At 71.7% G+C, this 26,838-nt stretch carries 24 protein-coding genes, 1 rRNA gene and 1 riboswitch; of the genes, 13 read left to right on the top strand and 12 right to left on the bottom strand.

What is annotated here, in order from left to right; genetic code table 11:
• Window positions 1–79 precede the first annotated feature (79 nt).
• On the top strand, window positions 80–1,144 hold the full coding sequence (locus ACFY0X_RS20830) for an aldose epimerase family protein (RefSeq protein ID WP_387756634.1): 1,065 nt from the start codon (window positions 80–82) through the stop codon (window positions 1,142–1,144).
• Here the strand turns inward: ACFY0X_RS20830 and ACFY0X_RS20825 are convergent.
• Window positions 1,141–1,647, bottom strand: a complete 507-nt coding sequence (locus ACFY0X_RS20825) for a GNAT family N-acetyltransferase (RefSeq protein ID WP_387756633.1) — start codon at window positions 1,645–1,647, stop codon at window positions 1,141–1,143. The genes ACFY0X_RS20830 and ACFY0X_RS20825 overlap by 4 nt on opposite strands.
• 310 nt (window positions 1,648–1,957) lie before the next feature.
• Here ACFY0X_RS20825 and ACFY0X_RS20820 point away from each other — a divergent pair, with 310 nt between their 5' ends.
• The 5 genes from ACFY0X_RS20820 (at window position 1,958) to ACFY0X_RS20800 (ending at window position 8,158) form a co-directional block, all read left to right on the top strand.
• Window positions 1,958–3,235 (top strand): extracellular solute-binding protein, encoded by a 1,278-nt coding sequence (locus ACFY0X_RS20820; protein WP_387756632.1) that lies wholly within the window; start codon window positions 1,958–1,960, stop codon window positions 3,233–3,235.
• A gap of 139 nt (window positions 3,236–3,374) precedes the next feature.
• The gene (locus ACFY0X_RS20815; RefSeq protein ID WP_387756631.1) at window positions 3,375–4,376 is read left to right on the top strand and encodes a carbohydrate ABC transporter permease; all 1,002 of its coding nucleotides are present in this window, start codon (window positions 3,375–3,377) and stop codon (window positions 4,374–4,376) included.
• 40 nt (window positions 4,377–4,416) lie between these two features.
• The gene (locus tag ACFY0X_RS20810) at window positions 4,417–5,322 is read left to right on the top strand and encodes a sugar ABC transporter permease (RefSeq protein ID WP_387756630.1); all 906 of its coding nucleotides are present in this window, start codon (window positions 4,417–4,419) and stop codon (window positions 5,320–5,322) included.
• A gap of 93 nt (window positions 5,323–5,415) precedes the next feature.
• Window positions 5,416–7,113 (top strand): glycoside hydrolase family 13 protein, encoded by a 1,698-nt coding sequence (locus tag ACFY0X_RS20805; RefSeq protein WP_387756629.1) that lies wholly within the window; start codon window positions 5,416–5,418, stop codon window positions 7,111–7,113.
• Window positions 7,114–7,138: 25 nt separating this feature from the next.
• Window positions 7,139–8,158: a LacI family DNA-binding transcriptional regulator gene (locus ACFY0X_RS20800; RefSeq protein WP_387756628.1), complete on the top strand. Its 1,020-nt coding sequence runs from the start codon at window positions 7,139–7,141 to the stop codon at window positions 8,156–8,158.
• Window positions 8,159–8,304: 146 nt separating this feature from the next.
• Here the strand turns inward: ACFY0X_RS20800 and ACFY0X_RS20795 are convergent, their stop codons facing one another.
• The 3 genes from ACFY0X_RS20795 to ACFY0X_RS20785 form a co-directional block, all read right to left on the bottom strand.
• A complete protein-coding gene (locus ACFY0X_RS20795) occupies window positions 8,305–8,505 on the bottom strand; it encodes a hypothetical protein (RefSeq protein ID WP_387756627.1) in 201 nt (66 codons plus the stop codon).
• Window positions 8,506–8,778: 273 nt separating this feature from the next.
• Window positions 8,779–10,110 (bottom strand): transglycosylase family protein, encoded by a 1,332-nt coding sequence (locus ACFY0X_RS20790; RefSeq protein WP_387756626.1) that lies wholly within the window; start codon window positions 10,108–10,110, stop codon window positions 8,779–8,781.
• Window positions 10,097–10,298, bottom strand: a riboswitch (cyclic di-AMP (ydaO/yuaA leader). It overlaps the preceding gene by 14 nt.
• A 492-nt stretch (window positions 10,299–10,790) precedes the next feature.
• Entirely contained in the window at window positions 10,791–11,750 is a 960-nt protein-coding gene (locus ACFY0X_RS20785) for a hypothetical protein (protein WP_387756625.1), read from the bottom strand.
• A gap of 568 nt (window positions 11,751–12,318) precedes the next feature.
• Between ACFY0X_RS20785 and ACFY0X_RS20780 the strand changes: the two genes are divergently transcribed.
• Window positions 12,319–12,582 carry a DUF397 domain-containing protein gene (locus tag ACFY0X_RS20780; RefSeq protein WP_097235176.1) on the top strand — a complete coding sequence of 88 codons (264 nt, stop codon included), beginning with the start codon at window positions 12,319–12,321 and terminating at the stop codon, window positions 12,580–12,582.
• A 371-nt stretch (window positions 12,583–12,953) separates the two neighbouring features.
• Here the strand turns inward: ACFY0X_RS20780 and ACFY0X_RS20775 are convergent, their stop codons facing one another.
• A complete protein-coding gene (locus tag ACFY0X_RS20775; RefSeq protein ID WP_387756624.1) occupies window positions 12,954–13,529 on the bottom strand; it encodes an ATP-binding protein in 576 nt (191 codons plus the stop codon).
• 418 nt (window positions 13,530–13,947) lie between these two features.
• Here ACFY0X_RS20775 and ACFY0X_RS20770 point away from each other — a divergent pair, with 418 nt between their 5' ends.
• Window positions 13,948–14,814: a helix-turn-helix transcriptional regulator gene (locus tag ACFY0X_RS20770; RefSeq protein ID WP_350524265.1), complete on the top strand. Its 867-nt coding sequence runs from the start codon at window positions 13,948–13,950 to the stop codon at window positions 14,812–14,814.
• Window positions 14,815–14,892: 78 nt separating this feature from the next.
• On the opposite strand, the gene ACFY0X_RS20765 is transcribed toward ACFY0X_RS20770, so the two are convergent.
• Together ACFY0X_RS20765 and ACFY0X_RS20760 are read right to left on the bottom strand one after the other, a co-directional pair.
• Window positions 14,893–15,498, bottom strand: coding sequence for a TetR/AcrR family transcriptional regulator (locus ACFY0X_RS20765; protein WP_387756623.1), 606 nt, complete (start codon window positions 15,496–15,498; stop codon window positions 14,893–14,895).
• Between the two features lie 260 nt (window positions 15,499–15,758).
• Entirely contained in the window at window positions 15,759–17,273 is a 1,515-nt protein-coding gene (locus tag ACFY0X_RS20760) for an MFS transporter (protein ID WP_387756622.1), read from the bottom strand.
• Between the two features lie 87 nt (window positions 17,274–17,360).
• Between ACFY0X_RS20760 and ACFY0X_RS20755 the strand changes: the two genes are divergently transcribed.
• Window positions 17,361–17,795: a MarR family winged helix-turn-helix transcriptional regulator gene (locus ACFY0X_RS20755; RefSeq protein ID WP_387756621.1), complete on the top strand. Its 435-nt coding sequence runs from the start codon at window positions 17,361–17,363 to the stop codon at window positions 17,793–17,795.
• 61 nt (window positions 17,796–17,856) lie between these two features.
• Here the strand turns inward: ACFY0X_RS20755 and ACFY0X_RS20750 are convergent, their stop codons facing one another.
• The 5 genes from ACFY0X_RS20750 to ACFY0X_RS20730 form a co-directional block, all read right to left on the bottom strand.
• A complete protein-coding gene (locus tag ACFY0X_RS20750) occupies window positions 17,857–18,804 on the bottom strand; it encodes a M56 family metallopeptidase (RefSeq protein ID WP_387756620.1) in 948 nt (315 codons plus the stop codon).
• 173 nt (window positions 18,805–18,977) lie between these two features.
• Window positions 18,978–19,535 carry a DUF5134 domain-containing protein gene (locus tag ACFY0X_RS20745; RefSeq protein ID WP_387756619.1) on the bottom strand — a complete coding sequence of 186 codons (558 nt, stop codon included), beginning with the start codon at window positions 19,533–19,535 and terminating at the stop codon, window positions 18,978–18,980.
• A 367-nt stretch (window positions 19,536–19,902) separates the two neighbouring features.
• Complete coding sequence (locus ACFY0X_RS20740; RefSeq protein WP_387756618.1) at window positions 19,903–20,661, bottom strand: amino acid ABC transporter ATP-binding protein; 759 nt, start codon at window positions 20,659–20,661, stop codon at window positions 19,903–19,905.
• Entirely contained in the window at window positions 20,658–21,479 is an 822-nt protein-coding gene (locus ACFY0X_RS20735; protein WP_387756816.1) for an amino acid ABC transporter permease, read from the bottom strand. The genes ACFY0X_RS20740 and ACFY0X_RS20735 overlap by 4 nt, the downstream gene beginning before the upstream one ends.
• A 215-nt stretch (window positions 21,480–21,694) precedes the next feature.
• Window positions 21,695–22,582 carry an ABC transporter substrate-binding protein gene (locus ACFY0X_RS20730; protein ID WP_387756617.1) on the bottom strand — a complete coding sequence of 296 codons (888 nt, stop codon included), beginning with the start codon at window positions 22,580–22,582 and terminating at the stop codon, window positions 21,695–21,697.
• Window positions 22,583–23,099: 517 nt separating this feature from the next.
• Here ACFY0X_RS20730 and ACFY0X_RS20725 point away from each other — a divergent pair.
• The 4 genes from ACFY0X_RS20725 to ACFY0X_RS20710 all read left to right on the top strand — a co-directional run.
• A complete protein-coding gene (locus ACFY0X_RS20725) occupies window positions 23,100–24,500 on the top strand; it encodes a DUF6421 family protein (protein WP_387756616.1) in 1,401 nt (466 codons plus the stop codon).
• Entirely contained in the window at window positions 24,497–25,255 is a 759-nt protein-coding gene (locus ACFY0X_RS20720) for an SDR family NAD(P)-dependent oxidoreductase (protein WP_387756615.1), read from the top strand. Before ACFY0X_RS20725 ends, ACFY0X_RS20720 begins: the two co-directional genes overlap by 4 nt.
• Window positions 25,252–26,328, top strand: coding sequence for a threonine aldolase family protein (locus tag ACFY0X_RS20715; RefSeq protein ID WP_387756815.1), 1,077 nt, complete (start codon window positions 25,252–25,254; stop codon window positions 26,326–26,328). Before ACFY0X_RS20720 ends, ACFY0X_RS20715 begins: the two co-directional genes overlap by 4 nt.
• A gap of 423 nt (window positions 26,329–26,751) precedes the next feature.
• Window positions 26,752–26,838 (top strand): 16S ribosomal RNA (locus ACFY0X_RS20710); the annotation flags it as partial.

Raw genomic sequence — 26,838 nt, 5'->3', positions numbered from 1 at the left:
GGGCCGCCGCGGCGCCCCCTCGACGGACCCGGAACCGGGCGCCCGCGGTGCGACGCGGCCGCCAGTGAGGAGCAGGCCAATGGCGAGCGAGGCCACCAGCGTGCGGCACGAACCCCTGGAGCCCTCGGGCGCCGGTGCCGCGATCGAGCGCTGGACGCTCACGGCCGGTCCGTACGAGGCGAGCGTTCTCACCCTCGGCGCGACCCTGCACACCCTGAGCGCGCCGGACCGCTCCGGCCGCTCCGCCCAACTGCTGCTCGCCACCGACCGGTTGTCCGAGATCCTCGGTCCGGCCCGGCACTACGGCACGGTGGTGGGCCGGTACGCCAACCGGATCGACCGCTCGTCGGTCACCCTCGACGGCGTGGAGCACCAGCTCGCCCCGACCGGCGGCGGCATGACCATCCACGGCGGCCCGGACGGCTTCGCGCACCGGATGTGGACGGCCGAGCCGGTCGACGGCGGGGTACGGCTGGCGCTGCACAGCCCGGACGGGGACCAGGGCTTCCCGGGCGCGCTGGACGTCACCGTCACCTACACCCTGGACGCCTCCGGCGAGCTGGTGATCACCTACCGCGCCGTCACCAGCAGGCCGACCGTCGTCAACCTGACCAACCACGCGTACTTCAACCTCGCGGGTGAGGGCAGCGGCGACGTCCTCGGCCACCTGCTCACCCTGGACGCCGACGCGTACACCCCGGCCGACGAGCGGCAGATCCCGTACGGGCGGACCGAGCCGGTGGCCGGGACGCCGTTCGACTTCACGGTGCCCACCCCGATCGGCAAGTCGGTGCACGACGAGCACCCCCAGCTGGCCGGGCCCGGCGGCTACGACCACAACTGGGTGCTGCGGGCCCGGCCGGCGGACGGCGGCCCGGCGCGGGCCGCGCTGCTGGAGGACCCGGTCAGCGGCCGCACCCTGGAGGTGCTGACCACCGAGCCGGGCATCCAGGTCTACACGGCGAACAAGTTCCAGGGCGCGGTCACCGGCGCGAGCGGCGTCCCGTACGGGCCGTTCGCCGGGATCGCGCTGGAGACCCAGCACTTCCCGGACTCCCCGCACCACCCGGCGTTCCCCAGCACGGAGCTGCGTCCGGGGGAGGAGTTCCGCTCGACGACGGTGCTCCGGCTGGGGAGCAACTAGAACTTGACCAGGTCCCGGCGCATGCAGAGCCGGGGCCAGCGGTCCAGACCGTGCTCGGCCTCCTTGCGGCGGATCTCGCGCAGGCCGGGGGTGAGCTCGTCCCCGGCCAGCGGGCGGAAGCCGCAGCGGGCGTAGTAGGGGGCGTTCCAGGGGACGTCGGCGAAGGTGGTGAGGGTGAGCGCGGGGGCGTCGGTGGTGTCGGCGAGGTGCTCGATCAGCGCCCGGCCGATGCCCCGGCGGGCGTGGTCGGGGTGCACGGAGACCTGCTCGATGTGCAGCGCGCCGTCCACCGGCTCGGCCAGCAGGTAGGCGGCGACGCTCCCGTCGGGGGCCTCGGCGAGCAGGGCGACGCCCCGCTCCAGGTAGTGCGCCAGCTCCTCCGGGGCCGGGGGCTCGTCCTCGGCGATCTCCGGCATGCCGATCTCGGCGAAGGGCGCGCCGGCGGCCCGTTCCAGCTCGGCGAGCAGTGGAAGTTCGTCCCTGGTGACGGCTCTGATTCGCATGCGTCCAGTCTGCTGCAGACCGCTTTCGGCCACGCACGGTGGTTCCGTCTGCCGGCTCGTGGAGTGGTGAATCGGGCGAACCGGGGCAATCGGTATGGCTGTCAACTACCGTGCAGCAACGTCCAGGACACGTGGGCGTAACGATCGCCGTTTCTTGCAGAAACTTTCTGCAAGGACTTTCCGTCCGTCTTGCGCCGCTGTTAACTTCCTTCCCGAGCCCGACGGCAGCAACGGTGCGGTCGGCACGAGGCAGCCATTATGCGCCTGCCTCCGAACATCTCGGGCACCCCCACCCTCCCAAGGAGTTCTCATGCGGCGTGGCATCGCGGCCTCTGCCCTCGTTGTGGCCCTCGCGGTCTCGATGGCTGCCTGTAGCAGCAGCGGCTCCAGCTCCGACGGCAAGGCCGACGGGCCGGTCACCCTCACGTACTGGGACACCTCGAACGCCACCAACGAGGCGCCGAACTACCAGGAGCTCGTCAAGAAGTTCGAGGCCGCCAACCCGAACGTCAAGGTCGACTTCGTCAACGTGCCGTTCGACCAGGCGCAGAACAAGCTCCAGACCGCCATGGGGGCCAAGGGCGCTCCGGACGTGTTCCGCTCCGAGGTCGGCTGGACCGCCGCCTTCGCCAAGGCCGGCTACCTGGAGCCGCTGGACGGCACCCCGGCCGTCGCCGACACCTCCGCCTTCCAGCCGAGCCTGATCCAGCAGGCCAAGTACGAGGGCAAGCTGTACGGCGTGCCGCTGGTGACCGACACCCTCGGCCTGCTCTACAACAAGGAGCTGTTCACCAAGGCCGGCATCACCGAGGCGCCGAAGACCTGGGACGAGCTGAAGGCCGACGCCGCCGCCGTCAAGGAGAAGGCCGGCGCGGACGGCTTCTGGCTGAAGGCCGCGGACGGCTACTACGCGATGCCGTTCCTGTTCGGCGAGGGCACCGACACCGTCGACGCCGCCGGCAAGAAGATCACCATCGCCTCGCCGGAGGCCGTCAAGGCCGTCGAGACCTACAAGTCGATGTTCACCGCGCCCGGCACCGTCAAGGCCGACGTCACCACCGACGCCTACGCGCACATGATGGACGCCTTCAACAGCGGCAAGGTCGCGGCGATCATCCAGGGCCCCTGGGAGATCACCAACATCTACAAGGGCTCCGCCTTCGCCGACAAGAACAACCTCGGCATCGCGGCCGTCCCGAGCGGCTCCGCCGGCAAGGGCGGCGCCCCCACCGGCGGCCACAACATCTCGGTCTACGCCGGCGCGGACAAGGCCCACAAGGCCGCCGCCGAGAAGTTCGCGGCCTTCATGACCTCGGCCGAGAGCCAGGCGTTCATCGCGCAGAAGAACTCCACCCTGCCCACCCGCTCCGACGCCTTCACCGCCGACGTCAAGGCCGACCCGGGCATCGCCGGCTTCCAGGCCGTGCTGAGCAGCGCCAAGCCGCGTCCCGAACTGCCCGAGTACAGCTCGCTGTTCGCCTCGCTCGGCACCAACCTGGGCAAGGCCGTCCAGGGCGCGAGCACCCAGGACGCGCTGAACACCGTCTCCACCGACTACGCCAAGCTCCTGCCGGGCTTCGCCAAGTAGTCCCTGTGCCCGGCCCGCCGACCGACGGATGACGGCGGACGAGCAGCCGCAGCGCTGCCCGTCGCCGCCTGTCACCCGTCGCCCCGGTGGGCCGGGCCGTCGGCTCCCCCCGAGAATTCCCCCCGAGAAGGTGTGAACGATGTCAGTCGCCGTGCAGGGCGCCACCGGCAAGGGCAGCCGGGAGCGCGAGCAGCGTCCGGGCCTGCTGGAACGCGTCAAGCGCTCCTACACCAAGCACTGGTACGCCTACGCGATGATCGCCCCGGTCGTGCTGGTGCTCGGCGCGCTGGTGATCTACCCGCTCGTCGAGGGCCTCTGGCTCACCCTCACCGACGCCAACAGCCTCAACGTGGCCCGCAAGATCGGCGTCAACGAGATCCCGGCGAGCTACGAGTTCGTCGGCTTCCACAACTACGCCGACATCCTGTGGGGCCCCGGCTCGTACGACCGCTTCTGGTCGCACTTCGTCTGGACCATCGCCTGGACGGCCGTCTGCGTCTTCCTGCACTACACCCTCGGCCTCGGCCTCGCCCTGCTGCTCAACCAGAAGCTCCGCGGCCGCGCCGCCTACCGGATGCTGCTCATCCTGCCCTGGGCCGTACCGACCTTCGTCACGGTGTTCTCCTGGCGCCTGATGCTCGCCGACGGCGGCGTCGTCAACAGCGCTCTCTCCCTCCTGCACCTGCCCGAACCGGGCTGGCTCACCGACCCGTGGGCGCAGAAGGCGGCCGCGGTCATGGTGAACACCTGGGCCGGCGTGCCGTTCATGATGATCTCGCTGCTCGGCGGCCTCCAGTCGATCCCGGCCGAGCTGTACGAGGCCGCCGAGATGGACGGCGCCTCCGCCTGGCAGCGCTTCCGGTACGTCACCCTGCCCGGGCTGCGCTCCGTCTCCTCCACCGTCGTGCTGCTCGGCGTGATCTGGACGTTCAACCAGTTCAACGTGATCTTCCTGCTGTTCGGCTCCGGCGCCCCCGACGCCCAGCTGCTGGTCACCTGGGCGTACCGGCTCGGCTTCGGCCAGATCCCCCGGGACTACGCGCAGTCCGCCGCCTACGGCGTGATCCTGCTGTCCATCCTGATCGTCTTCACCGCCTTCTACCGGCGCTGGCTCGCCCGCAACGAGCAGGCCAACGGCTGAGGCCCCGGACCCAGTTGACCCACGAAGGCAGGTAACCCCGATGAGCACCACCACCGAACTCCCGGCCCGCGCGACGGCGCCGGCCCCGGCCGCCCGGCCCGCCGGGGTCCGCCGCCGCGGCGAGCGCAGCCCGCTGGCCCGGGCGCTGTCCCACGGCACCCTGATCCTGGCCGGCCTGATCGCGCTGTTCCCGGTCGCGTGGATCCTGTTCGTCTCGCTCGGCCCGGACAAGACCGACTACCTCCACCCCGGGCAGATCCTCGACAAGCTCACGCTGTCGAACTACCAGCACGTGCTGTCCGACACCGACTTCTTCACCTGGTTCGGCAACGCCCTGCTGGTCTCCGGCGTCACCACCGTGTTCGGCGTGCTGGTCGCCGCCACCACCGGCTACGCCGTCTCCCGGATGAAGTTCCCCGGGCACAAGCCGCTGATGTGGTCGCTGCTGGTCACCCAGATGTTCCCGATCGCGGTGCTGATCGTGCCGATGTACACGATGCTCTCCGAACTCGGCCTGCTGGACAGCTACGTGGGCCTGATCCTGGTCTACTCGACCACCACGGTGCCGTACTGCGCCTGGCTGCTGAAGGGCTACTTCGACACCATCCCGGTGGAGATCGACGAGGCCGGCCGGGTCGACGGGCTCTCCCCGTTCGGCACCTTCTGGCGGCTGGTGCTGCCGCTCGCCCGCCCGGGCCTGGCGGTGGCCGCCTTCTACTCCTTCCTCACCTACTGGGCCGAGGTGCCGTTCGCCTCCACCTTCATGCTCAGCTCCGACAAGTACACGCTGGCGGTAGGACTCCAGACCTTCGTCAGCGAGCACGACGCCCAGTGGAACCTGATGGCCGCGACCGCCGTGCTGATCGCGATCCCGTCCGCGGCCTTCTTCTACCTGGTGCAGCGCCACCTGGTGACCGGCCTGACCGCCGGTGCCTCCAAGTCGTAGCGCGCCGCCGCGCCGCAGCGCGCCACCACGTCGTCCCGCGCCTCCACGTCCCGGCGCCGTCCGCTCTCCTCTAGTCCCCAAGGGATACCGTCCATGACCCAGAACCTGGCCGACACCTCCCGGCCTGCCGCCGACACCGCTCACGAGGCGAACGTCAGCGCGTCCAGAGGCTGGTGGCGGGACGCGGTCATCTACCAGGTGTACCCGCGCAGCTTCGCCGACTCCAACGGCGACGGCATGGGCGACCTGCCCGGCATCCGCAGCCGCCTGCCCTACCTGCGCGACCTCGGCGTGGACGCGGTCTGGCTCTCGCCGTTCTACGCCTCGCCGCAGGCGGACGCCGGCTACGACGTCGCCGACTACCGCGCGGTGGACCCGATGTTCGGCACCCTGCTGGACGCGGACGCGCTCATCCGGGACGCCCACGACCTGGGCCTGCGGATCATCGTCGACCTCGTGCCCAACCACTCCTCGGACCAGCACGAGTGGTTCCAGCGCGCGCTGCGCGAGGGCCCCGGCTCCCCGCTGCGCGAGCGCTACCACTTCCGCCCCGGCAAGGGCGAGCAGGGCGAACTGCCGCCCAACGACTGGGAGTCCATCTTCGGCGGCCCGGCCTGGACCCGCACCGAGAACCCGGACGGCACCCCCGGCGACTGGTACCTGCACCTGTTCGCCCCGGAGCAGCCCGACTTCAACTGGGAGAGCCCGGCCGTCGCCGACGAGTTCCGCTCGATCCTGCGGTTCTGGCTCGACATGGGCGTGGACGGCTTCCGCATCGACGTCGCCCACGGCCTGGTCAAGGCTCCCGGCCTGCCCGACCTCGGCGGCGCCGACCAGCTCAAGCTGCTCGGCAACGACGTCATGCCGTTCTTCGACCAGGACGGCGTGCACGAGATCTACCGCAGCTGGCGCAAGATCCTCGACGAGTACCCGGGGCAGCGGATCGGCGTCGCCGAGGCCTGGACCCCGACCGTCCAGCGCACCGCCAACTACGTCCGCCCCGACGAGCTGCACCAGGCCTTCAACTTCCAGTACCTGGGCACCGATTGGGACGCCGCCGCGCTGCGCGAGGTGATCGACCTCTCGCTCGACTCGATGCGCCCGGTCGACGCCCCCACCACCTGGGTGCTGTCCAACCACGACGTCACCCGGCACGCCACCCGGTTCGCCAACGAGCCCGGCCTCGGCACCCAGATCCGCACCCCCGGCGACCGCGAACTCGGCCTGCGCCGCGCCCGCGCCGCCACCCTGCTGATGCTCGCGCTGCCCGGCTCCGCGTACGTCTACCAGGGCGAGGAGCTCGGCCTGCCGGACGTCACCGACCTGCCGGACGAGGTCCGCCAGGACCCGTCCTTCTTCCGCCAGGCCGGCCAGGACGGCTACCGCGACGGCTGCCGCGTCCCGATCCCGTGGTCCGGCACCGAGGCCCCGTACGGCTTCGGCCCGGTGGCCGGCGGGCCGTCCTGGCTGCCGCAGCCGGCCGAGTGGGCCGGGCTCAGCGTCGAGGCGCAGACCGGCGACCCGACGTCCACCCTGGAGCTCTACCGCAGCGCGCTGGCCGTCCGCCGGGCGCAGCCCGACCTCGGCGCCGGCACCGGGGTCGAGTGGCTGGACAGCCCCGAGGGCACCCTGGCGTTCCGCCGCGGCGCCTTCGTCTGCACCGTGAACACCACCGGCGAGCCGGTGCGAATCGCCGCCCCGGGCACGCTGCTGCTGGCCTCGACCGACCTCGTGGTGGACGGCGGCGAGACGGTGCTCGCTCCGGACACCACCGGCTGGTGGGCGGTCTGACGTGGTTGGAATAGGCTCTGGGACCGTGACTACGGCGCGACTCTCAGACATCGCGGCGCAGGCGGGGGTCAGCGAAGCCACCGTCTCCCGCGTGCTCAACGGCAAGGCGAACGTTTCCGCCGCCACCCGGCAGACCGTGCTGGCGGCGCTCGACGTGCTCGGATACGAGCGGCCGACCCGCCTTCGCCAGCGCAGCGCCGGGCTGATCGGTCTGATCACGCCGGAGCTGAGCAACCCGATCTTCCCGGCGCTGGCCCAGGTGATCGAGCAGGTGCTCAGCCGGCACGGCTTCACGCCGGTGCTGTGCACCCAGACCCCGGGCGGGTCCACCGAGGACGAACTGGTGGAGATGCTGGTCGACCGGGGCGTGGCGGGCATCGTCTTCGTCTCCGGGCTGCACGCCGACACCACCGCGGACCACGACCGCTACGCCCGGCTGGCCGGGCGCGGGGTGCCGTTCGTGCTGATCAACGGCTACAGCGAGAAGATCGACGCGCCGTTCATCTCGCCGGACGACCGCTCCGCGATGTGGATGGCGGTCCAGCACCTGGCGGAACTCGGGCACGAGCGGATCGGGCTGGCCGTCGGTCAGCGCCGGTACGTGCCGGTGCTGCGCAAGATCGAGGGCTTCACGGCCGCGATGTGCGAGGTGCTCGGACGCACCCGGGAGGAGGCCGAGAACCTCGTCCACCACACGCTGTTCAGCGTGGAGGGCGGGCACGCGGCGGCCGGCGCGCTGCTCGACAAGGGCTGCACGGCGATCGTCTGCGGGAGCGACATGATGGCGCTCGGGGCGATCCGGGCGGTGCGGCAGCGCGGGCTGTCGGTGCCGCAGGACGTGTCGGTGGTCGGCTTCGACGACTCGCCGCTGATCGCCTTCACCGAGCCGCCGTTGACCACGATCCGGCAGCCGGTCGAGGCGATGGCCACGGCGGCGGTGGACGCGCTGCTGGAGGAGGTCGGCGGGAACGCCGTCCAGCGCGGCGAGTTCATGTTCCAGCCGGAGCTGGTGATGCGCGGGTCCACCGGGGCCTGCGCGCGCTGAGCCCCGGCCGTCACGGCCGACGCAGGGGCCCCGGAGGGCGGTTGCTCTCCGGGGCCCCTCGGCGTGCGCGCGGTCGGCCACCCTGGGGTCGGGGGCGGTCGGCCGGCGGGGGGCGGGCGGTCCGGTTGCCGGCGGCCGTCGGGTGGTCAGCCCTCTTGGCCGGTCGGACGGTCGGCGGTGAGCCGGTGTCCGTCGGCGGCCTCGCCGGTGCGGGTCTCGGTACGGCGGCCGCGGGCCAGGTAGTCGCGCAGGATCAGCTCGACGGCGTCCTGTGGGTTCTTGGTGCCGGAGAGCATCATCGCGTCGATCGCGAGGTTCGCGTCGAGGGTGACGGTGACCTGGGCCATGTGACTCCTCCTCGGGTGCAGAGCAGCAGCATGCCCGCTGCGAGGAGGTGTCCACCACGGAATACGGCGGATCTGCGGAACGGGAGCAGGGCGGCCGGCCCGTCCGGGAACGCCGGAACCCCCGGGGAGAGCGACCAGACTCTCCCCGGGGGTGGCGGGTGGTCAGCGTTCGACTGACAGCTGACAGATGATGAAATCTGTTATCTGTTATCTGTTATCTGTCAGCTGAAATCTGTCAGCCGTCGTCCGTCGGCTGTCGGCCGTTCGCCGTCCTCAGACCCGGCCGGCGAAGTCCGGGGCCCAGTTGGCGATGGTCTGCTCGCGGACGCCCGAGCTGGGGTTGGCGGCCTCGACGTACTTGCCGTTGCCGACGTAGATCGCGACGTGGTAGACGCCGGAGTCCTTGCCGTTGTTGGACCAGAACAGCAGGTCGCCCGGCTGGAGGCTGTCCAGCGAGACGTGGGTGCTGGCGGCGGCCTGGTCGGCGGCGACGCGCGGGACGGAGATGCCCGCGGCGCGCAGCGCGGCCTGGGTCAGGCCGGAGCAGTCCCAGCCGCCGTTGCCGGTGCCGCCGTAGACGTACGCCTGACCGACCTTCGACTCGGCGAAGGAGACCGCGGCGGCCATGCTGCCGGTGGCGGCCGGAGCCGGAGCCGGCGTCTGGGCCTGGGGCTGCGGAGCGGGCTTGGCGGCCGGCTTGGCGGCCGGGGCCTGGGACTGCGCGGTCGGCTGGGCGTTCACGGCGCCGCCGTTCGCGGACTGGCCGGACTTCTGCGAGCGGTCGAACCAGGTGAAGTCCGCGCCGGACTTGTCGGCGGACGAGCCGTCGAAGGACAGGTGCTGGCCCGGGTAGATGGTGTCCGGGCCGTCGGTCAGGGTGCCGCGGTTGAGCTCGTACAGCCGCTCCCAGCCGCCCTGCACGTTGTGCCGGTCGGCGATCGAGGACAGCCAGTCGCCCTCGACCACGGTGTAGTCGCCGCCCTGGGCCTGCTGCTGGCGCTTCTGGGCCCAGTCGCCGCGGCTGCCGGAGGCGGCGGAGTCGCCGGCCGTCTGAGCGTCCTGAGCGGGCGCGGCGGGCTTGGCTGCCGGGGCCTGCGCGGGCTTGGCGGCGGGCTTCGCGGCCGGAGCGGCCGGAGTGGCGCTCTGGGCCGGCGCGGCGGTGGTCGAGCCGGGGGTGGAGCCCGCCGAGGTGTCGACGGCGGCCGGGGTGCCGCCCTTGGTCAGGCCGGCCTTGACGGAGCAGACCGGCCAGGCGCCGGGGCCCTGCGAGGCCAGGACCTTCTCGGCGACGGCGATCTGCTGGTCCTTGGTGGCCAGGTCGGCGCGCGCCGCGAAGGCGGTGCCGCCGAAGGCGGACCAGGTGCTGGAGGTGAACTGGAGGCCGCCGTAGAAGCCGTTGCCGGTGTTGATGCTCCAGTTGCCGCCGCTCTCGCACTGGGCGACCTTGTCCCAGGTGGCGACGGTGGCGGCGGAGGCGGTGCCCGAGGTGAGGCAGGGGACGGTGAGGCCGACGCCCGCGACGCCGAGGGCGGCGATCACGCGGCGGGTGCGGCTGGACAGGCTGGTGCCGTTGGTGGGCAGCATGAAGACGCGGTCCTCTCCCACGCCTGCGAGGTGAGCTGTCGGATTCGGGCTGGAGTTGCCCGGCCGCGCGGTGAGCGCGGCTTCACCCCTAGCCCTGGACCGTTCCGAAGAGTGGTCCGGGGCGACTTACCTGTGGTTCCCCCGCTCCTGCCGTGGTGCGTTTTCGCGCTGCCAGGACATCCGACGGCAGGACTCGGCGTTGCGGATGAACCGGGTTCGTGTGGTCACGAACGGGGAGCACGTTAATCAGACTTAAGTTCAAACCGCAAATGCCTGTGATGCACATCACGGTTTAGTGGGAACTGCCAAAATTGCGGCCGAGCATGATCGTAAATGATCGTTTTCAAGCAATGCTGTTGCGGAAAGCGACAACTGGCTTCGCCTCAGAAGTGACGTGACGGGGCGTCGAATTGCGGAACAGTGTGCTCCGGAGAGTGGGGGAGCGGCCTCGATTCACGTGCCCGGGGCCGCGCTCCCTATTTCCCTTCAAATGACGCCAGAACGGACATTCCACTTCATTGCCGTCCGACTCCCCGTACGGGACGGGTCGGCCGTGGCCAGCCATGGAAGGCGCCAATCCCCATGGGCCCGACAGGGCGGGGGTCGATGCCGGCGGGCAATGCAGTGGGGCCGATGCGAAGGGCCCGGAACGCGAACCGTTCCGGGCCCTTCTGCGCGCGCGAACCGGCGCGCGGTGTCGACTACTGCCCGAGGGATCCCTCGGCGGCCGCGTGGGCGCCGCGAACGCCCTCCAGGGCCCCCTCGGCCTCGGCGGCGGCCGCGGCCTCCGCCTCGGCCCGCGCCAGGTCCTCCGCGGACGGCATGGGCAGTGCGGCCAGGTAGGTGGAGGCGATCAGCTGGCCGACCGACGGGTAGGCGCCCAGCGGCGCGGCCGACGGGCAGCCGGTCTCCTCGGCGGCGGTGGCGAGCAGCTCGGAGTCCGCCTCCGGGCCGATCACCAGCGGGGCCAGCGCCGGGCGCTGCGAGCCGGTGTCCCTGAGGTGGTTGACGGCCGCGGCCACCGAGCCGGGCACGTCGAGCGCCGCGGCGACGACCGGCACGGCCAGTCGGGCGGCGAGCAGCACACCGGTGATGCCGGCCGCGGCGGCCGCGTCCTCGCCGCCGACGGTGGTCAGCACCACGCCGTCGGCGGCGGTCGCGATGGCGAACAGCCGGGCGCGGTCGGCCCGGGCCAGTCCGGCCTCGGACAGCCGGACGTGTACGGCCTCGGCCAGCAGCGGGTGCGGGCCCAGCGGGTCGGTGACGGGGGCGCCGTACTCGGCGGCGAGCGCGTGAAGCTCGCTCAGGAAGGTGTGCGGGCCGGGCACCAGCGGCACCAGGACGGGCATCGGCAGCCCGGCCTCGGCGGCCAGGGCCAGCAGCTCGGCCACCGTGCGGTCCTCGCTGCCCGCGACCTCGGCGCCGTTCCCGGGGAGGTAGCCGACCGCGGTCTGCACGCCGTTCTGCTCGGTGCGGACGATCGAGAGCAGTTCCTCGACGACCGAGCGGGACTCGGGCCCGGCGGTCGCGGGCACGGCGAGCACCAGGGCCGGGGCGCCGGCCGGGATCTCGGGGCGCTCGGGACGACGGTGGCGCCCCCGCGCACGGGAGCCTGGAGTGCGGACGGGCAGTGGCGCGCCCGGAATGGCTGCGGTGCTCATGCCGGAGATCGTAGGACATCCGCCCGTCGGGCTTGCAGTCGGCTGCCGGACAGGATTCGCGCGGTCGCGGTGCGGACCCCGCGCGGACCGGGTGCGTCTCCGGCGCCGGTCCGGGCGCTTTGCCTACAATCCGGACATTCTTCACTCAACCCCCGCGCGGCCGCGGGTGGTTGCCACGACGCGATCCGCGGGGGCGGCCGTTGCACCTGGGGCACGTGAGATGTCTCACAGCATGGGGATGGTTTGACGGAGGGTCACGAGGGTGCGACTCCCGGCGTTCGAAGATCAACATTCAGCGGGGGGGTGCTCACGGCCGGTTATCACGAGCCCGGTGAATCATCGGCTATGTCCGTTTACGTACCGTCAGAAGAAGGCCCGTGAAGAGTTGGCGGATGCGGGTAAAAGGCCTGGTGCACCTGCAACGTCCCGTGCTGATGCACGTGCACTGCAGCTATCATCGCGTCAAGTGAGGCGTTGTGCCGGACCGGTACGGGGCCGGCCCGTTCGTTTCGACGGTGCCGGGGGCGCCGCGCTGGACGACAACTCCGGAGCTCTTCGGGAGATTTCTATGCACGACTCGCAGGACACGCACGGCTCGTACGACACCTACAACGGGATGGCCGCGGCCGATCTCCAGGGGGTGGTCTGGCAGAAGAGCCGGCACAGCAACTCCCAGGGCAACTGCGTCGAGTTCGCGGCCCTGCCGGGCGGCGACGTGGCGATGCGCAACTCGCGGTTCCCGGACGGTCCGGCCCTCATCTACACCCGGGCCGAGATCGCGGCCCTGCTGCTGGGGGCGAAGGACGGGGAGTTCGACCACCTGGCGGTCTGACCGACCGCCGTGCTCCATCATCGGGGGGCCGTCGTGGGTGCCGACACCACGACGGCCTTTGTCTTTCCCTGTTCCGGATGCCACTGCTCCGGGAATCGTCGCTCCGGGAATCGTCGTTCCCGAAACCGCTGCCCCGGATTTCGCTGTCCCGGATGTCGCTCCACCGGGCGAGCACGTCCCGGAAGCCGCCGGCGGCTCCGTGGCGCCGGAGATCCGCGGCGGGGCCTGGCGGAAGGGCCCGGAATGTGGTCCTCCCGGGACTTCCTCGACCGGCCACACGCCGTCCGGCGCAGGGTCCGTCCGGCGCGGGGTCCGTCCTGGGGGCGGGGTTCGTCCTGGGCGCGGCGTCCGTCCTGGACGCGGAGCCCCTCCTAGGCCGAGCGCCGATGCCGTCCGCCGACGTCGACGGGGCCGTCCAGCGGTGAGCGGCCGCCGAGTTCGGGGTGTCCGTCCAGCGGGGAGCCGCCGACCTTCTCCGCCTCGAACATCGCCCAGACCACCTTGCCGCTGCCCAGCGGGTGCCAGCCCCAGGAGCAGCTGAACGACTCCACCAGGTGCAGTCCGCGACCCGACTCGGCGACGAAGTCGGCCTCCCGGGCGATCGGTCCGGTGCTGCTCGGATCGCTCACCGCGCAGACCACCTGGGGTGCGCGGTGCACCAGGCTTATTCGGATCGGAAGCCGGCCGCCCGCGGTCGGCTGTGCGGGAAAGTCGTACTCGCCCTGGATGCCGCCCGGTTGATCGGGCCGTGCGCCGACCGCGTGCCGGAGGGCGTTGGTCACGAGTTCCGAGGCCACCAGTGCGACGTCGTCGAACAGCTCCGTCAGGTTCCAGCGCTGGAGCGTGCTCCGAGCGAAGTCGCGCGCGGTTCTGACGGCTTCGAAGCGAGGAGCGAGCGTACAGGTGACCACATGGGGGTCAACCGCCAAAGCCGTACCGGTGCTCATGAAGAGCTCCTCCCATAAGGGGGCGGACACGGCTGGACCCGCCGGGGTCATGCCGGTCACCTCCGACTCGCTCGGCCGCTCGGCCGCCCCCTCGACCAGGCGCCCGCGCACTCGGACGCCCGATGACGCGGGGGACGCCGTCGGGTCGGTGCACGGAGTCGCGCGTGGGGTCGACGCGGAGCCCGCGGGATTGCCAGGGATGTGCAGGTGCACGTGCACCATGGTGGTGTGCGCTCACTGCAGATGCAAGAGTCGATTCACGTGCAGTCGCACTATTGGCATATGCAAGCGCCGAATGCACGTGCATCCTGGTGCACGGAGTGCGGAACTGATAGGAACATCCGTCAGTATCGGCACCGTGAGCGCTCAACTGATGGCAGACTGTGCGCTGTTTGCCCTAGGTGGAGGTTTCGACCGCATGACCACAGTTCAGCCGGGCGGCGGCTCGATGGTCCGCCGGATCCTCCTCGGCTCGCAGCTTCGCCGCCTGCGCGAGGCGCGCGGCATCACCCGCGAGGACGCGGGCTACGCGATCCGGGCCTCCGAGTCCAAGATCAGCCGCATGGAGCTCGGCCGCGTCAGCTTCAAGGAGCGCGACGTCGCCGACCTGCTCAGTCTGTACGGCGTGGATGACGGCATCGAGCGGGAAGCCCTGCTCGGACTCGTCCGCGAGGCCAACAAGTCCGGCTGGTGGCACAGCTTCAACGACGTGCTGCCGGGCTGGTTCCAGACCTACGTCGGCCTGGAGGAGGCCGCCCAGCTGATCCGCACCTACGAGGTGCAGTTCATCCCCGGACTGCTGCAGTCCGAGGAGTACGCACGGGCGGTTTTCGGCCAAAGCCGGCCGGTCATCAGCGAGGAGGAGGTCGAGCGGCGGGTCAGCCTCCGGCTGCGGCGCCAGAAGCTGCTGACCGAGGGCGCCAGCCCGCGCCTGTGGGCGGTCATCGACGAGGCGGCGCTGCGCCGGCCGGTCGGCGGGCCCAAGGTGATGCGCGGTCAGGTGCAGTACCTGATCGACGTCGCCGAGCAGGCCAACGTGGTGATCCAGGTGATGCCGTTCCGGTTCGGCGCCCACGCGGGCGAGTCCGGGGCGTTCACGATCCTGCGCTTCCCGGAGCAGGACCTCGCGGACGTGGTCTACCTGGAGCAGCTCACCAGCGCGCTCTACCTGGACAAGCGCGACGACGTCGACGCCTACATCCAGGTCATGGAGCGGCTCTGCGTGGACAGCCTCACGCCGGAGCGCACGATAGACCTGCTCGCCTCGATCCTGAAGGAACGCTGAGCCGCTGCCGCCCGGGGCCTGTGAGCCCCCTCACTCGCGAGGCCCCCGGTAGCAGCCCGCCAGGCCGCCCACCCGCCGTCAGCCGCGGGCCGGCGGCCGTTCGCGTTCCGGCGGGGTCGGGTGCGGCGGGCGGCCCAGCTCCCAGGCCAGTTCGTAGCGGCGGAAGAGGTCGGCCCGGATCGGTGCCAGCGGGATCTCGGCACCCGGCAGCAGCACTCCGATGCAGCCGCCCATCAGCGCACTGCGCAGCACCGCGTGCTCGGCGACCGGGTCGGGCGCGCCCCAGTCCCGCAGCAGTCCCTGGAGGATGGCGCCGAGCTGCTGCTGCTCCGGGTCCTGGACGAAGGCGCCGGTGTCCGGGTCGAGGATCAGCGCCAGGTGGGAGCGCATCACCCGGGGGTGGTCCAGCGCAAGGCCGAGCACGGTGTCGATCGCCCGGGCCAGCCGGGCGTCGGGGGAGGAGCCGGGTGCCAGTTCCGCCAGCGCGCCGGCCAGCGCCTGGTGCATCATCCGGTGCGTCGCGGACTGCATCAGCAGCCGTTTGCCGTCGAAGTAGTACGAGAGCAGCCCGCGGGCGAGCCCGGCCCGCTCGGCGATGTCGGTCAGCGTGGTTCCCGCGTAACCGCGCTGGTCGACCAGTTCGACGGTGGCCCGCATGATGCGCCGACGGGAGCGTTGCCGCATCTCCTCATTGACCGAATCCCCGCGGGGTGCCATCGTGTCTGCTCCGAACGTTCGTTGGCTCCGAGCCAATATACTTGTGGAGCCGACAGCCGCACCGGAGAACCGCGCCCCGACGACGGGCGCGGCCCGGGCGGCCGCCACGAAGACGGCCGGCTCCACCGACACGGGGGTTTGGTGGAGCCGGCGCCATGGTCCGACGGCCCGGGGTCGGCCCTTCGGCGGCCCGCTCTGCGCGGTCGGCCGTCCGACGGGCCCGGCGGTCACTGCTTGGTCAGGACCTCCGTCCTGGCCGCGGCCGATCCGACCGACGTGTAGTCGTAGTCCGGTACGGGTGCGGGAGTCGCCTTGCGGCGCCGGTCCACCAGGGCGCCCGCCGCCGCGACCGCCAGGCCGACCAGGGCGACCACCGTGACGAACAGCAGTGCCGGCCGGTAGCCGTCCAGCTGGGCCTGCGGGCTGTCGCCGCCCGCGCTGCCGGCCGTGATCATCGCGGTCGCTCCGGCCAGCACCACCGCGGTGCCGACCTGGATGGCGGTGTTCACCAGGCCCGAGGCCAGGCCCTGCTCCTCGTCGGCCACGCCGTCGGTGGCGGCGATGTTCACCGACGGGAAGGCGAACGCGAAGCCCACGCCGAGCAGGAGCATCGAGGGCAGCACCAGGCCCGGGTACGAGCTGTGCTCGTCCAGCCGCAGGAACAGCGCGAAGGCGGCGACCAGTGAGAGCAGGCCGATCGGCAGCAGCCGTCCGGTGCCGAAGCGGTCGACGATCGGGCCCATGAAGGGTGCCGAGAGGGCGATGAGGGCCGCGGCCGGGAGCAGTCCGAGGGCCATCTCCAGGGCCGACCAGCCGAGCAGGTGCTGGAGGTAGAGGGTGACCACGAACTGGAACCCGCCGTACGCGCCGGTCATCGCGAAGGCGACCACGTTGGCCCGGGCGACGGAGCCGTTGCGGAAGATGCCGAGCCGGACCAGCGGGTGCGCGGTACGGCTCTCCACCCGTACGAAGGCGGCGGCCAGCACGGCGACGACGAGCAGCGAGCCGAGGGTGCGCGGGCTCAGCCAGCCGGCGCCCTGGGCCTCGGTGACGGTGAAGACCAGCAGCAGCACGGTCGCGGTGCCGGTGATCGCGCCCAGCACGTCGTAGCCGCCCTTGGCGGGCTCCTCGACCGGGCGGGGGAGCAGCCGGACGGCGAAGGCCAGGGCGAGCAGCGCGACCGGGACGGGCATCAGGAAGGTCCAGCGCCAGCCGACCGAGGTGAGCAGGCCGCTGAGCACCAGGCCGAGCGAGAAGCCGCTGGCGCCGCAGGTGGTGTAGATGGACAGCGCGCGGTTGCGGGCCGGGCCCTCCGCGAAGGTCGTGGTGATGATCGACAGGCCGGCCGGGGCGGTGAAGGCGGCGCTGACGCCCTTGAGGAAGCGGGCCGCGATCAGCAGGCCGCCGTCGTCGACCAGGCCGCCGACCAGCGAGGCGGCGGCGAAGACGCCCAGGGCCACCAGGAACACCCGGCGGCGGCCGAGCAGGTCGGCGGCGCGTCCGCCGAGCAGCAGCAGGCCGCCGTAGCCGAGCACGTAGCCGGACACCACCCACTGCAGGGTGGAGGTGGACAGGTGCAGGTCGGAGCCGATGGACGGAAGGGCGACGCCCACCATGGAGACGTCCAGGGCGTCCAGGAACATGGCGGCGCAGAGCACGATCAGGGTGCCCCAGAGGCGGGGAGTCCAGTGCGGCCCGCTGGTTGACGGGGCGTCGGGTGACGTGACGGTCGCGGTGGTCATGGGGAGGACAGTACATGCACGTGCATCCAATGCAAGTGAATTAGATGTGAACGCAATAATTGCTGATGCACGTGCTAGGGTGGCGGCGTGGCTGAACTCGACTCCCCGGCGGAGGCAGGTCTCGTCGCGCAGTGGCGCGAGCTGCTGGCGCGGCATGCCGCCACGGCCTGCCTGCTCGACCGCGAGCTGGGCGAGCGGTACGGGCTGGGAATGAGCGAGTTCGAGGTGCTGGAGCGCCTCGTCGAGGAGTGCGGCGGCGGCGGGCACGCGGTGCGGGTGAGCGAGCTGGCCCACACCGTGCACCTGAGCCAGAGCGCGCTCTCCCGGCTGATCGCCCGCCTGGAGAAGGCCGGACTGGTCACCCGGGCGATGTGTGAGAGCGATCGGCGGGGCGTCCTGCTCACCCTCACCGAGGCCGGCCGGGAGCGCTACGAGCAGGCCAGGCCGCTCCACCGCGAGGTGCTGGACCTGACCCTCGGCGACGGTCTCGGCCCGGTCGCCGGGCCATCCTCCTCGGGCTGACGGTCCGTCAGCAGGTCGGCGGTGGTGCTGGGTTGCCTCAGCGCAGCGGTGCGGGGCTGCCTCAGAACAGTGTCCGCAGCCCCGGTGCGGCGGCCAGCAGGACGACCACGGCGGGCGTGGCGAGTGCCGCGACGGTGAGCCGCAGCCGGTGCGGGACGGAGAGCCGCGGACGGCCCGCGAGCAGCCGGTCCACCCGCTTCGGCGACTGCGCCAGGCCGGGCGGGCAGGAGCCGAACACCCCGCGGTCCAGGTTGAGTTCGGCCAGTGCGAGGGCGGTGGTGTGCCGGCCGTGTCGACGGGCGGCCCGGTCGTCGGCGGCCAGTTCGACCAGCTCCGCCACCTGGTCCCGGAAGGCGCTGAACACGCCGACCCCGGGGAAGCCGGAGGCGAGCGCCTGGGCGAACTGCTGGAGCCAGTGGTGCCGGGCCCGGACGTGGCCGCGCTCATGGCTCAGCACGGCGGCCAGCTCCCGGTCGGTCAGCTGCTGGAGGGCGCCGGTGGTGACCACCAGCCGGGAGTCCGGTCCGGGCAGCGACCACGCCTCCGGGCGGACGTTCTCCAGCACCACCAGGCGCTCCCGGCGGGCCCGGGCCGTCTCGATCGTGCCCGGCAACTCCGGGGCGCGGCTGGCCAGTTGGGAGTGGCGCCGACTGCGCAGTGCCTTGGCCGTACGGACCTCCCGGGTGAGTGCCAGCACCGTCTGCACCCCGCCCGCGGCCAGCACCGCGGCGCACAGCCGGCCCCAGCCCTCGGCGCCCTGGAGGCCGTACGCCGCCTCCACGCCGTGCGGTGCGCCGGCGAACACCATCGCGCGCAGCTCCGGCAGGGCGGCGGAGGCCGCCAGGAGGAGCCCCAGCGCGCAGCAGAGCAGCACGGCCACCACCAGGCACTGCCACACCAGCAGCGCCAGCACCGGTTCGCGCTCCGCCCAGCGGGCCCGGGCCAGCAGCCGGGGCGCGACGGTCGAGAGCAGCAGTCCGAGCAGCAGCAGGACGATCAGGGCAGGCATCGATGGGCTCCCCGAGTACGCACGGAACGCGACAACGCGCTCCCTGCCAACCTATGTGCTGGCGAGGCGCGGTGGAACGGCTTTCGGCCGGCCAGTGACCAACGCCACGCCCGGGCAGGCGCCTTGGGGTGCCGACGAACGCCTTGCGGGTGCCGAGCGGGGGGCCCTGGTCGTCACATGGTCAGGAGCATGGCGAACATGCCGATGCCCATGGTGAGCCGGCAGGCCTGCGGCAGCCCGGCGGTGCCGATCGCGAGGGGGCCCGCCGGGGTGCGCAGCAGCCGGCTGCCGGTCCAGAGGGTGTACCCGCCGAAGTAGAGGAGGAGCGCCCCGGTCAGCGCCGGAAGGCCCAGGGCGGCGGCCCGGTGGTGCTGGTGGCCGGAGGCGGTCGCCATCGCGACCGCCATGTACGTCATGGCGAGCGCGCCGACGGCGTGGTGCAGCCGGTGGGTCCGCCCGGCCGGGGCGTGGGCGGCGGCGAGCAGGAAGCCGGCGGCGGGGAGGCCGAACAGGGCGGCCCAGACGGTGGGCGGAACGGCGGCTCCGGTGACGGCCATCGCGGCCATCCCCAGCCCCATCAGCGCCTCGGCGGCGTCGGACTCGCGGGTGAGCGGTCCGTGCGTGCCGCCCGGGGCGCAGGGGGAGTGGCGCAGCCGGACCAGGCAGGAGGTGCCGGCGCCGGCGGCGAGGAGGGCGAGGAGCCAGTTGACCAGGACGGGTCCGTGCTGCAACGGCGGCCTCCCGGGGCGGTGGGCGCCGGGGAGGCGAACAGGCGACGACGGACAGATGGCGACGAACAGCGGACAGCTGACAGATGATGAAATCTGTCGGCTGTCATCTGTTATCCGTCGGTTGTCGTCTGTTCGCCGCCCCCGCGCGCGGCGACGGACGTCCGCTCCACGATCACCGCACCCCGCCGGGCGCGGCCAGGCGCGTACAGGGGCGCACAGTGGTGCCGGGCGTCGCGAAAGCCCCGTCCGCACGCCTCGGCCGGATGTACCCGGCCGCCCGCCCCGGCCGCATGGACCCGGCCGCACCCCTCCGGCCGAACGCCCGGCCGAGGGCGCCTCACCGCCCGCCGTCGGCGGAGGGCCGGGCTCAGCCCTGGAGCCGCCCGGAGGCGACCACCCGGCTGAGGAACCGCCGGGTCCGCTCCTCCTGCGGATCGCCGAACACCTGCTCCGGCGGCCCCTGTTCGAGCACCACCCCGCCGTCCAGGAAGCAGACCTGGTCGGCGACCTCGCGGGCGAACCCCATCTCGTGCGTGGAGAGGACCATCGTCATCCCCTGCTCCTTGAGGTCCCGCACCACCGACAGCACCTCGCCGACCAGCACCGGGTCGAGGGCCGCGGTGATCTCGTCCAGGAGCAGCAGCCGCGGCCCGGTGGCCAGCGCGCGCACGATGGCGACCCGCTGCTGCTGTCCGCCGGAGAGCCGGTCCGGGTACTCCTTAGCCTTGGCCGCCAGCCCGAGCCGGTCGAGCAGCTCCAGCGCCCGGGCCTCCGCCTCGCCCCGCGCGACCCGGTGCACCCGGCGCGGCGCGAGCGTGATGTTCTCCAGCACCGTCAGATGCGGGAACAGGTTGTACGACTGGAACACCACGCCGATCCGGCGCCGCACGGCGTCCTCGTCCGCGCGCGGATCGGTGATCTCCTTGCCGTCCAGGAAGATCGCCCCGTCGTCGATCCCCTCCAGCAGGTTGACGCAGCGCATCAGCGTGGACTTGCCGGAGCCGGAGGCCCCGATCAGCGCCGTCACCGAGTGCTCGGCCACGGCGAGGTCCACGTCACGCAGCACCACGTGGCCGCTGAAGGTCTTGCGCACCGACTCCAGCCGGAGCACCTCGTTCGAGGTCACACCGCACCTCCCTGGAGCTGGCGGCGGTTCATCCGGGTGGTCAGCCAGTCGGCGAACCGGGTCAGTGGAATGGTCAGCACGATGAACACCAGTCCCGCCACCAGGTACGGCGTGAAGTTGAAGGACCGGGCCGCGATGATCTTCGCCGCGTACACCGCGTCGATCGCGCCGCCGATCGAGACCAGCCCGGTGTCCTTCTGGAGGCTCACCAGGTTGTTGAGCAGCGGCGGCACCACCCGGCGGACGGCCTGCGGCAGCACCACGTAGCGCATCGCCTGCGCGTTGGTCAGGCCCAGCGACCGGGCCGCGGCCCGCTGGCTCGGGTGCACCGACTCGATGCCGGAGCGGAACACCTCCGACACGTACGCCGAGTACGTCAGCACCAGGGCCGCCCCGCCCAGCAGCAGCGGATCGGTGGTCACCCCGGTCAGCCGCAGCGCGGGCACCCCGGTGATCATCACCAGCAGGCAGATGATCATCGGCAGCCCGAGGAAGAAGTCCACGTACGCGGTGGCCAGCAGCCGCACCGGCAGGAAGACCGGTCCGCGCAACGTCCGGAGCACCGCCAGCAGCAGTCCGAACACCAGGATCAGCGCCCCGCAGCCGAGCATCAGCTCCAGGTTCAGCCGCAGCCCCTTCAGCACCTCGGGCAGCGCCTGCCGGGCGTAGTCGAGGTTGAAGAAGGTCCGTCGGGTCACCTCCCAGCCCGGGGAGTTGACGACCAGCAGGTGGAGCACGGCGGCCGTCGCCAGGGTGGACCCGGTGGCGATCAGCGCCGAGCGCCGGGCCCGGGCCCGCCGGTAGGCCTCGTGCGCCAGCCGCCGCTCGGACGGGCGGTAGTCGTCCTCCGCCGCCGGCGCACCGGTCGGCGAAGCCGCCGCCCCGGACCGCGGTGCCGGCGTCCCGGCACCCGTGCCAGGACCCCCGGTCCGCGCGCCCGGCGTCCCGCTCCGGTCACCCGGAGCCTTGGCGAGCTCCACCGGACCCGCACCCTGCGACGTCTCCCCGCTCAGTTCGGGGCCCAGGTCGGCGCTCACTTCAGCACCGGTGCCGAGACGGCGTCGGAGAGCCACTGCTTCTCCAGCTTCGCCAGCGTGCCGTCGGCGCGCAGCGCGTCCACCGCCTGCGAGACGCAGCCGGTCAGCTTGGAGCCCTTGTCCAGCACCAGTCCGAACTGCTCGGCCTTCGCCGTCGCCTCGAACTGGCCGACCACCTGGGCCTCCGGCACCTCGGCGCCGGTGATGTAGAAGGCGGTCGGCAGGTCCACCACCAGGGCCTCGATCTGGCCGTTCTTCAGCGCGGCCTTGGCCAGGTCGTTGGAGTCGAAGACGGCCGGCTGGGTGGTCGGCTTGATGGTGCCGGTGATGGTGTCCAGGCTCGTGGTGCCGACCTGCGCACCGAGCTTGGTGCCCTTGAGGTCGGCGATGCTCCTGGCGCCGGCCGCCTTGGAGTTCTTCAGCGCGATGACGGTCTGGCGCACGTCGTAGTAGCCGGAGGAGAAGTCCACCGCCTGCTTGCGCTCGTCGCTGACGGACACCTGGTTGATGTCGAAGTCGAAGTCCTTGGCGCCCGGCGCGGTCGCCTTGTTGAACGGCGCGACCACCCAGCCGACCTTCTCCTTGGGGTAGCCGAGCTTCTCGGCGACGGCGTAGGCCACGGCGGACTCGAAGCCCTTGCCGTTCTCCGGCTTGTCCTCGGAGAACCACGGGTCGTACGCCGGCTTGTCCGTGCCGACGGTCAGCGTGCCGGCGGTGCGCGTGGCCAGGGCCCCCGGCGCGCAGCCCGCCGCCGACCCGGCCGCGCCCGGGGCGCCGGAGGCGGCGTCGGACGTCGAGTCCTGCGGCGCGCAGGCGGTGAGCACGGCCGCGGCGGCGACCAGCGCGGCGACGGGCAGTACGGCGGACGGCTTGCGGAGGGTCATGACGGGGCTCCAGGGAAGGACCGGCGGGACGGTGGAACGAGAAGGAGGGGTACGGGAGGCCGCGAGGGGCGGCCCGCGTCCCGGCGGGTCACTTCCCCCCGGTGGCGGCGCCGGAACACACGCGGCATGGTCGGCGTACGGGGCCGCGTCCGCGGTGCCCCCCGAGTCGGATCGGCGGCGGACCGGTCAACAACAGCGGCGACAGCGGCAGCGGAGGCCGCGCGCGCGACAGCGACGGCGCACCTGCCGACGGGAGGGCACCCGGAACGGGCTGTCGTGGCGTACGGCCACCGTGATCACCGCCGGGAGCATGCGGGGAGGTTCGCATCAGGACGGCGCATCTGTCCAGAACATCCAGATCAGTGTCCACATGTCGGACAACCCGTCTCCCGCCGAAGGTTTAGGCGTCGGAGGGGCGGTACGCCGGAGCTTTGCCGGTCCTTGCCCTCTTGAACGGGAGAACCTTTCGTACTTATGGTGTTCCCGTTGAAATAACTCCTGTCGAAGTGAGTCCCCGATGCAGAATCTTTCGCCAAGGCTCGCTGTGGCGGCCGACGCCCCGGTCTCGACCCTCGCCGGCCACCCGGCCTGGCTGCGCCTGAAGGAGGCCGTCGAGACGCTGCGCCCGCTCCAGTCCAAGGACGGCTCGATCGACCTGTCCGCCGTCCAGCGGCACACGGTCGACCCGCTGGTCGCCACCGTCCGCGCCGCCGTCGAGGAGCTCGCACCGAACTTCCCGCACGACGCCGCCTACCTGGCCGCCGTCGACGCGGACCTCGCCAAGTGGGCCGACACCGGCTACCGCGAGCCCGACTTCCTGGACTCGCTGCTCGCCTTCCAGCCCGCCGACCAGCGCGAGGACGGCCTGGAGCACCTCGTCGTCTTCCCGATGTACACCCAGAACGGCAACCCGGACCGCAACCTGGAAGCCGTCCTGCTGCGCGTCGTGTGGCCCGACTGGCTGGCCGAGCTGGAGCGCACCCGCTTCGACAACCCGATGTTCGTGCCGATCACCTTCACGGACTTCACCGCCGGCTACGACACCAACTCCGCCGTGCTCTTCCCCGAGACGGTCGCCGTGCGCAAGGCGCCGGAGCGCTTCACCTGGGGCGGCATCTTCTGCGACCGCGAGGCCGCCCGCTTCCGCGCGGTGTCCACCAGCGCCGTCCAGCAGCTCGGCCTGGAGATCCCGGCCGACGCCGAGGGCCTGCTCCAGGACCAGCAGCGCGCGCAGGAGACCTTCGTCCTGTGGGACCTGGTCCACGACCGCACCCACAGCCACGGCGACCTGCCCTTCGACCCCTTCATGATCAAGCAGCGCAGCCCGTTCTGGATGTACGGCCTGGAGGAGCTCCGCTGCGACCTCACCACCTTCAAGGAGGCGGTGAAGCTGGAGACCGAGGGCAACCCGCACGCCCGCGACGTCCAGTACGCGATCCTCTTCGACCGCCTGTTCCGCTTCCCGGTCTCCGGCGACCGGGTGCGCAACTACGACGGCCTCGGCGGCCAGCTGCTCTTCGCCTACCTGCACAAGCACGACGCCCTGCGCTGGCGCGACAACCGCCTCAGCATCGACTGGGAGCGCGCCCCGCAGGTCACCAACGCGCTCTGCGGCGAGATCGAGAAGCTGTACCGCGACGGCATCGACCGGCCCAAGCCGGCCCACTGGATCGCCGCCTACGAGCTGGTCTCCCGGTACCTCACCCCGCACCCCGCCTCGACCTGGGCGAAGGGCCCCGAGGCCCTCCCGCTCGGCATCACCGACGGCAAGGCCCTCAACAAGGCCCTGTGCGACGCCGTGCTCCCGGACGAGTTCCCGCTGAGCATGTTCTACGAGGCCCTCAACAAGAAGCTGAGCGGCGTCATCGCCTCCACCACCGGCATCACCGGTACCACCGCCCAGGGAGCCGCAGCGTGACCACCTCCACCAACGCCCCGCTGGCCGGCAAGGTCATCGCCGTCGCCGGAGCCAGCGGGCCGGCCGGCCGCGCCGTCCTGCGCCGCCTCACCGCCGACGGCGCCACCGTGATCGGCGCCGACATCGACGCCCAGCGGCTGGAGTCCGCCCTGGACGCCACCCGGGTGGCCGTCCGCGGCGCCAAGGTCAGCGGCCAGGTGATCGACCTGCTCGACCCGCAGGAGGTCCACGACTGGGCCGACCACCTGGAGTCCGAGCACGGCCACGTCGACGGCCTGTTCCACCTGGTGGGCGGCTGGCGCGGCAGCAAGACCTTCTTCGACACCCGGCTGGACGACTGGGACTTCCTGCACGACACCGTCGTGCGCACCCTCCAGCACACCTCGCTGGCCTTCCAGCCCGCGCTGGTCCGCAGCACCGCCGGCCGCTACGCGATGATCTCCGCCTCGGCCGCGCACAAGCCCACCGCCGGCGGCGCCGCGTACGCGGCCGCCAAGGCCGCCACCGAGGCCTGGACCCTCGCCATGGCCGACTCCTTCAAGAAGGAGACCACCGACCCCGAGGGCGAGCCCACCGCGGCGGCTGCGATCCTGGTCATCAAGGCGCTGGTCAGCCCCGAAATGCGGGCCGAGAAGCCGGAGGCGAAGTTCGCCGGCTTCACCGACACGGCCGACCTCGCCGGACACCTGGCGGCCCTCTGGGACCGCCCCGCAGCGGAACTGAACGGACAGCACCTGTGGCTGACAGCCCGATGACCGACTCCAACCGTACGGACGCGGTACGGCGGCACGACCCCGCCGTCCGCGGCTTCGCCAGCGACAACTACGCCGGTGTGCACCCGGAGGTGCTCGCCGCGATAGCCCTCGCCAACGGCGGTCACCAGATCGCCTACGGCGAGGACGACTACACGGCCCACCTCCAGGACGTCTTCCGCCGCCACTTCGGCGAGAAGGCGGAGGCCTACCCCGTCTTCAACGGCACCGGCGCCAACGTGGTCGCCCTCCAGTCGCTGCTCCCGCGCTGGGGCGCGGTGGTCTGCGCCGAGTCCGCCCACATCCACGTGGACGAGGGCGGCGCCCCGGAGAAGATGGGCGGCATCAAGCTGCTCACCGTCCCCACCCCGGACGGCAAGCTCACCCCCGAGCTGCTCGACCAGCAGGCCTGGGGCTTCGGCGACGAGCACCGCGCGCAGCCGCTCGCGGTCTCCATCACCCAGAGCACCGAGCTCGGCACCCTCTACACCGTCGACGAGATCCGCGCGATCACCGAGCACGCCCACCAGCTGGGCATGCTCGTCCACGTGGACGGCTCCCGCCTGGCCAACGCGGCCGCCTCGCTCGGCCAGCCGCTGCGCGCCTTCACCACCGACGTGGGCGTGGACGTGCTCTCCTTCGGCGGGACGAAGAACGGCCTGCTGCTCGGCGAGGTCGTGGTGGTGCTCAACCCCGAGCGGGTGCGCAACATCAAGTACCTGCGCAAGACCTCGATGCAGCTCGCCTCGAAGATGCGCTTCGTCTCGGTGCAGTTCGAGGCCCTGCTCTCCGGTGACCTGTACCTGCGCAACGCCGGCCACGCCAACGCGATGGCCAGCCGCCTGGAGGCCGCGGTCCGGAAGATCGACGGCGTCGAGGTGGTCCGCCCGGTCCAGGCGAACGCGGTGTTCGCGATCCTCCCGCGCGAGGTGAGCGAGCGGCTGCAGAAGCGCTACCGCTTCTACTTCTGGAACGAGCACACCGGCGAGGTCCGCTGGATGTGCGCCTTCGACACCACGGAGGCCGACATCGACGCCTTCGCGGCGGCCATCGCCGAGGAGATGGGCCGCGCCTGACGGTGCTCGAACAACGGATCGTCCCGCCCTGCGACAGCAGGGCGGGACGATTTGCATGTGGCGGGCCCGTCCCCGTACAGTTCCGGAGTCGCCGCGGGAGACCGGGGCGGCAAAGCGGAAAGCGAATCCGATGAATGAAACTCCGGAAAACGGGGCGGAAAACGTCTGATAAGCTGGAAACACGAAAGAACGAAGCCCGGAGGGCCTGCTGGAAGGCGGCTCGAAGGAAGCGTCCGTTCCTTGAGAACTCAACAGCGTGCCAAAAGTCAACGCCAGATATGTTGACATCCCCGGCCTCAGGATTCCTGGGGTTGGAGATTCCTTTTGAAACAAACACTAGCGAGGACGCAGTGCGCGGGGCCGCCCTATTCCGGTGGTTGCCGTGCCGCTCAACGCGGGTGTCGACCCGATTACGGGTAAACATTCACGGAGAGTTTGATCCTGGCTCAGGACGAACGCTGGCGGCGTGCTTAACACATGCAAGTCGAACGGTGAAGCCCTTCGGGGTGG

This window comes from Kitasatospora sp. NPDC001547 (assembly GCF_042894165.1).
In the GTDB taxonomy this organism is placed as follows: domain Bacteria; phylum Actinomycetota; class Actinomycetes; order Streptomycetales; family Streptomycetaceae; genus Kitasatospora.
The sequence above is the reverse complement of the archived record's forward strand: the minus strand, read 5'-3'. Positions and strand labels throughout refer to the sequence as shown.